The 4,953-nt window shown below is 66.0% G+C and carries 5 protein-coding genes; 2 read left to right on the top strand and 3 right to left on the bottom strand.

Annotated elements, in window-relative coordinates; genetic code table 11:
* Positions 1 to 265 (bottom strand): DUF4398 domain-containing protein (locus EGJ34_RS20485; RefSeq protein WP_148100536.1); only part of this gene is annotated, 265 nt, incomplete at its 3' end.
* A 98-nt stretch (positions 266 to 363) separates the two neighbouring features.
* Between EGJ34_RS20485 and EGJ34_RS20480 the strand changes: the two genes are divergently transcribed.
* Positions 364 to 1,494 carry a PilT/PilU family type 4a pilus ATPase gene (locus tag EGJ34_RS20480; protein ID WP_125362271.1) on the top strand — a complete coding sequence of 377 codons (1,131 nt, stop codon included), beginning with the start codon at positions 364 to 366 and terminating at the stop codon, positions 1,492 to 1,494.
* A 59-nt stretch (positions 1,495 to 1,553) separates the two neighbouring features.
* Here the strand turns inward: EGJ34_RS20480 and maiA are convergent, their stop codons facing one another.
* Positions 1,554 to 2,213 (bottom strand): maleylacetoacetate isomerase, encoded by a 660-nt coding sequence (gene maiA, locus EGJ34_RS20475; protein WP_125362270.1) that lies wholly within the window; start codon positions 2,211 to 2,213, stop codon positions 1,554 to 1,556.
* A 2-nt stretch (positions 2,214 to 2,215) separates the two neighbouring features.
* Complete coding sequence (locus tag EGJ34_RS20470) at positions 2,216 to 3,205, bottom strand: fumarylacetoacetate hydrolase family protein (RefSeq protein WP_125362269.1); 990 nt, start codon at positions 3,203 to 3,205, stop codon at positions 2,216 to 2,218.
* Positions 3,206 to 3,596: 391 nt separating this feature from the next.
* Between EGJ34_RS20470 and EGJ34_RS20465 the strand changes: the two genes are divergently transcribed.
* On the top strand, positions 3,597 to 4,953 hold a 1,357-nt coding region (locus tag EGJ34_RS20465), incomplete at its 3' end, for a DEAD/DEAH box helicase (RefSeq protein WP_125362268.1).

The raw sequence follows: 4,953 nt of genomic DNA, 5'->3' as shown, positions 1-4,953 counted from the left end.
GCACGGGCACGTTCTTGCGCTCGCGGCGGTCGCCAGCGGCTGCCTGGGCCTGCTCCAGGCCTTGCCGCGCAAGGGCGATCAGGTCCGGGGCGTACTGGTCGGCGTCGGCCTGGGTGGCCTTGTCCACGGCCTGGCGGGCCTGTGCCAGTTCCAGCGCGCCGTCCTGGGCCAGGACCGGTCCGGACAGCGCGAATGCGCACGCCATCACGCATCCAGAGATGAAAACTGCCGGGGTACGTCGTATTTGTGCGAAGCTACGATTCATTGGGGGGGCCGTTGCCAGGTTGTCTGTGCACGGCCATTGTCGGAAGCCTGCGCCGTGCTTGCAATGGCACGAAGCTGATTGTTGGGGAAAGATTTCGCATGGATATCGGCTATTTCCTGAAGCTGATGACCGAAAAGAACGCCTCGGACATGTTCTTGACCACCGGCGCGCCGGTGTACATCAAGATCGAGGGCAAGCTTTACCCGCTGGGCAACACCGGGTTGCCGCCGGGCATGGTCAAGAAGATCGCCTACTCGCTGATGGACGAGGGCCAGGTGCCGCAGTTCGAGCGCGACCTGGAACTCAACATGGCCATCGCCCTGCCCGACGCCGGGCGCTTCCGCGTCAACGTGTTCAAGCAGCGCGGTGAGGTGGGCATGGTGATCCGCGCCATCCGCAGCAAGATTCCCAGCATTGAAGAGCTGAATCTGCCGCAGGTGCTGAAGGACGTCATCATGACCCCGCGCGGGCTGGTGCTGGTGGTCGGCTCGACCGGCTCAGGCAAGTCCACGTCGCTGGCGTCGATGATCGACCACCGCAACAGCACCACCACCGGGCACATCCTCACCATCGAGGACCCGATCGAATACCTGCACAAGCACAAGATGTCGATCGTGAACCAGCGCGAGGTCGGGCTGGATACGCACGCCTTCCACAACGCGCTGAAGAACGCGATGCGTGAAGCGCCGGACGTGATCCTGATCGGCGAAATCCTGGACGCGGAAACCATGGAGGCGGCCATTGCGTTCGCCGAAACCGGTCACCTGTGCCTGGCCACGCTGCACTCGAACAATGCGGACCAGACCATCGAGCGCATCCTGAACTTCTTCCCGGAAAGCGCCCACCGCAACGTGCTGATGAACCTTTCGCTGAACCTGCGCGCGGTCATTTCGCAGCGTCTGGTGAAGGGTCAGGATGGCCGCCGCCTGCCGGCGACCGAAGTGCTGATCAACACGCCGATGATCCGTGACCTGCTGCGCCGCGGCCAGGTGCACGAGATCAAGGCGGCGATGGAAGGGTCGCTGGAGGAAGGCATGGAAAGCTTTGACCAGTGCCTGTTCCGCATGGCCAAGAGCGGCATCATCGAACAGGAAGAGGCGCTGCGCGCGGCCGATTCGCGCGATGGTCTTGCTTTGAAGTTCCGCCTGTCCGAAGGCGGCAGCGGCGAGCATGATCCGTATGCGGATTATTCGGCGGCGGGCCCGGCGAGCATCACGCACGGGTTTTGATTTACGGAGGTATCGACCAACGGTCGATACCTACCGGTTCACATCGCGTCGAACCGCATTTACACCGCGTCCGGCTGATTCTCTGGCCTGGCCGCTTCAAACGCCGGTAACGCCAGGCACGCCGCCTCGATCCGCACCAGGGTCGGGTACGGCTCCAGGTCCACGTTGAAGCGCCGCGCGTTGTAGAGCTGCGGCACCAGGCAGCAGTCGGCCAGGGTGGGCGAGTCGCCGTGGCAGAAGCGCCCGGTCTCCACCGATTCCACCAGCATCCGCTCCATCGCCTCGAACCCCAGCTGGATCCAGTGCCGGGTCCAGTCTTCGCGCTCGGACTGCGGCACGTTCCAGGTATCGCTGAAGAACTGCATCACCCGCAGGTTGTTGAGCGGGTGGATGTCGCACGCCACCAGCTGCGCCAGCGCGCGCACCCGCGCCCGACCGGCCGCGTCGTCCGGCAGCAGCGAAGGGCCGCCGAACACCTCGTCCAGATACTCCAGGATCGCCATCGACTGATGCAGCACCTGCTCGCCGTGGCGCAGGGTCGGCACCAGTTCCTGCGGATTGAGCGCGGCATAGCCTTCGCTGTGCTGTTGGCCGCCATCGCGGACCAGATGCACCGGCGTGATCGCGTACGGCAGGTCCTTCAGGTTCAGGCCGATACGGACCCGATAGGCCGCGCTGGAGCGCCAGTAACTGAACAGTTCGAGAGGTTCGGCGTGCATGCTCAGGGCCGCGCTGCCTGCTCGATGCGCTGTTCGATGGCACCGAAGATGCTCTCGCCGGCGGCGTCGAACATTTCAATCCGGACCACGTCACCGAAGCTCATGAAAGGCGTGCTTGGCTTGCCGTCGCGGAGGGTTTCCACGGTGCGCTGTTCGGCAAAGCACGAAGCACCCTTGGAGGTGTCCTCATTGGCAATGGTGCCCGAGCCGACGATGGTGGCCGCGCCCAGCGGGCGGGTCTTGGCGGCGTGGGCGACCAGCTGGGCGAAGTTGAACTGCATGTCCACGCCCGCTTCCGGCGCGCCGAACCATTCGCCGTTGACGTGGGTGACCAGCGGCAGGTGCACCTTGCTGCCCTGCCAGGCCTCGCCCAGCTCGTCCGGAGTGACGAACACCGGCGACAGGGCCGAGCGCGGCTTGGACTGCAGGAAGCCAAAGCCCTTGGCCAGCTCGCCGGGAATCAGGTTGCGCAGCGAGACGTCGTTGACCAGGCCGACCAGCTGGATGTGGCCGGCGGCCTGTTCCGGGGTGACCGCCATCGGCACGTCGTCGGTGATGACCACCAGCTCCGCTTCCAGGTCGATGCCGTACTCCTCGCTGACCACCTTCACCGCGTCGCGGGGACCGTAGAAGCCGGCGCTGGTGGCCTGGTACATCAGCGGGTCCGTGTAGAAGCTTTCCGGCACCTCGGCCCCACGGGCGCGGCGCACGCGCTCGACGTGCGGCAGGTAGGCGCTGCCGTCGACGAATTCATAGGCACGTGGCAGCGGCGCGGCCAGCGCCTGCAGGTCGATGTCGAACACGCCGTCGGCGCTGCCGTCATTGAGCGACTCGTACAGGGCGTTCAGGCGCGGAGCCAGGTGCGACCAGTCTTCCAGCGCCGCCTGCAGGGTGGCGGCGATGCCGGTGGCGCGGACGCCCTGGCGCAGATCGCGTGAGACCACGATCAGGGTGCCGTCGCGACCGCCTTCCTTCAAAGAACCAAGCTTCATGGGTGGGTATCCGTCGAACGCAGAAAAATAGGTTTCGAGTGTAACCAAATGCGCGCAGGAGCCAAGGCGCAATGCGTCATAGCGACCATAAACGATCCGGACCGGCGAACCTGAATGGGGAAATTGATGTGCTGCACAATTTCTCCTATACTCCGCCGGTCTGCAGCGGCCGTCCGTTTCCCTTCGGGATCGCCGGCGAACCGGGTTTCGACCCCTCGCCCGCCCCCACTCCGACGTCATTCGTCATGCATTCCAGCCTGCGCACCGCGTTGGCTGCACCCTACTCCTCGCAGCGCGGTTCACGGGAACGCTCCGAGTCAGCCGATCACACGATCTGCCGCGCGTCTGGCCATCGGGCCCGGCGTTACTTTGCTTTTGGAGCTTTCCACCGATGTCTTTCGAAGACCTGGGCCTTGCCCCGTTCCTGCTGCGCGCGTTGTCCGAGCAGGGCTATGAAAACCCGACCCCGATCCAGGAACAGGCGATCCCGCTGGCCCTGGCCGGGCGTGACCTGCTGGCCGGCGCACAGACCGGTACCGGCAAGACCGCTGCCTTCGGTTTACCGCTGCTGCAGCACCTGGGCACGCACCCGCAGGCCGTTGACGGCCCGCGCAAGCCGCGTGCGCTGGTGCTGGCTCCGACCCGCGAACTGGCCACCCAGGTGCATGACAGCCTGCGCGGCTACAGCAAGTACCTGCGCATCCCCAGCGCCTGCATCTACGGCGGCGTGGGCATGGGCAACCAGTTCGACGTGCTGCGCCGTGGCGTGGACCTGCTGGTGGCCTGCCCGGGTCGCCTGATCGACCACCTCGAGCGCCGCAGCGTCGACCTGTCCGGCATTGAAGTGCTGGTGCTGGACGAAGCCGACCGCATGCTGGACATGGGCTTCCTGCCCTCGATCAAGCGCATCCTGGCCAAGCTGCCGCGCCAGAACCGCCAGACCCTGCTGTTCTCGGCGACGTTTGAAGACAACATCCGTCAGCTGGCGCTGGAGTTCATGCGCAACCCGGAACAGATCCAGGTGACGCCGAAGAACACCGTGGCCGAAACGATCACCCACAAGGTGCATCCGGTTGACGGTGGCCGCAAGCGCGAACTGCTGCTGCACCTGTTGGCGCAGGACAGCCGCGAGCAGACCCTGGTGTTTGCGCGCACCAAGCACGGCAGCGACAAGCTGGCCACGTTCCTGGAAAAGTCCGGCATCAAGACCGCGGCGATCCACGGCAACAAGAGCCAGGGCCAGCGCCTGCGTGCGCTGGGCGACTTCAAGGCCGGCCGGGTGACCGTGCTGGTGGCGACCGACATCGCCGCGCGCGGCATCGACATCAACGAGCTGCCGAAGGTCATCAACTACGACCTGCCGATGGTGGCCGAGGATTACGTGCACCGCATCGGCCGTACCGGCCGCAACGGTTCGACCGGCCAGGCGATTTCGCTGGTGGCGCAGGACGAAGCCAAGCTGCTGCGCCAGATCGTGCGCCTGCTCAACCGCGACATGGACATCCGCGACGTACCCGGCTTCGAGCCGCAGGTGCCGATCCGCTGGGGCAACAGCGCGCCGGGCAAGGCGGAGATCCCGGGTGGCGAGCGCGCACCGCGCAAGACCCACGCCCGCCGTCCGCACAGCGAGGCTCCGCGCCACGCACATGCGGTCCCGAAGAAGAGCAGCGGCGGCCAGCGTGACGGGGCCGGTCGCGGCGCACCGCGCGGCGGCCAGCCGCAGGGCCAGCGCCGTGGCGGTGCCGGCG

The sequence above is a fragment of the Stenotrophomonas sp. 278 genome (genome assembly GCF_003935715.1).
GTDB classification, from domain to species: Bacteria; Pseudomonadota; Gammaproteobacteria; order Xanthomonadales; family Xanthomonadaceae; genus Stenotrophomonas; species Stenotrophomonas maltophilia_AH.
This window is presented reverse-complemented; position numbering and strand designations above follow the sequence as displayed.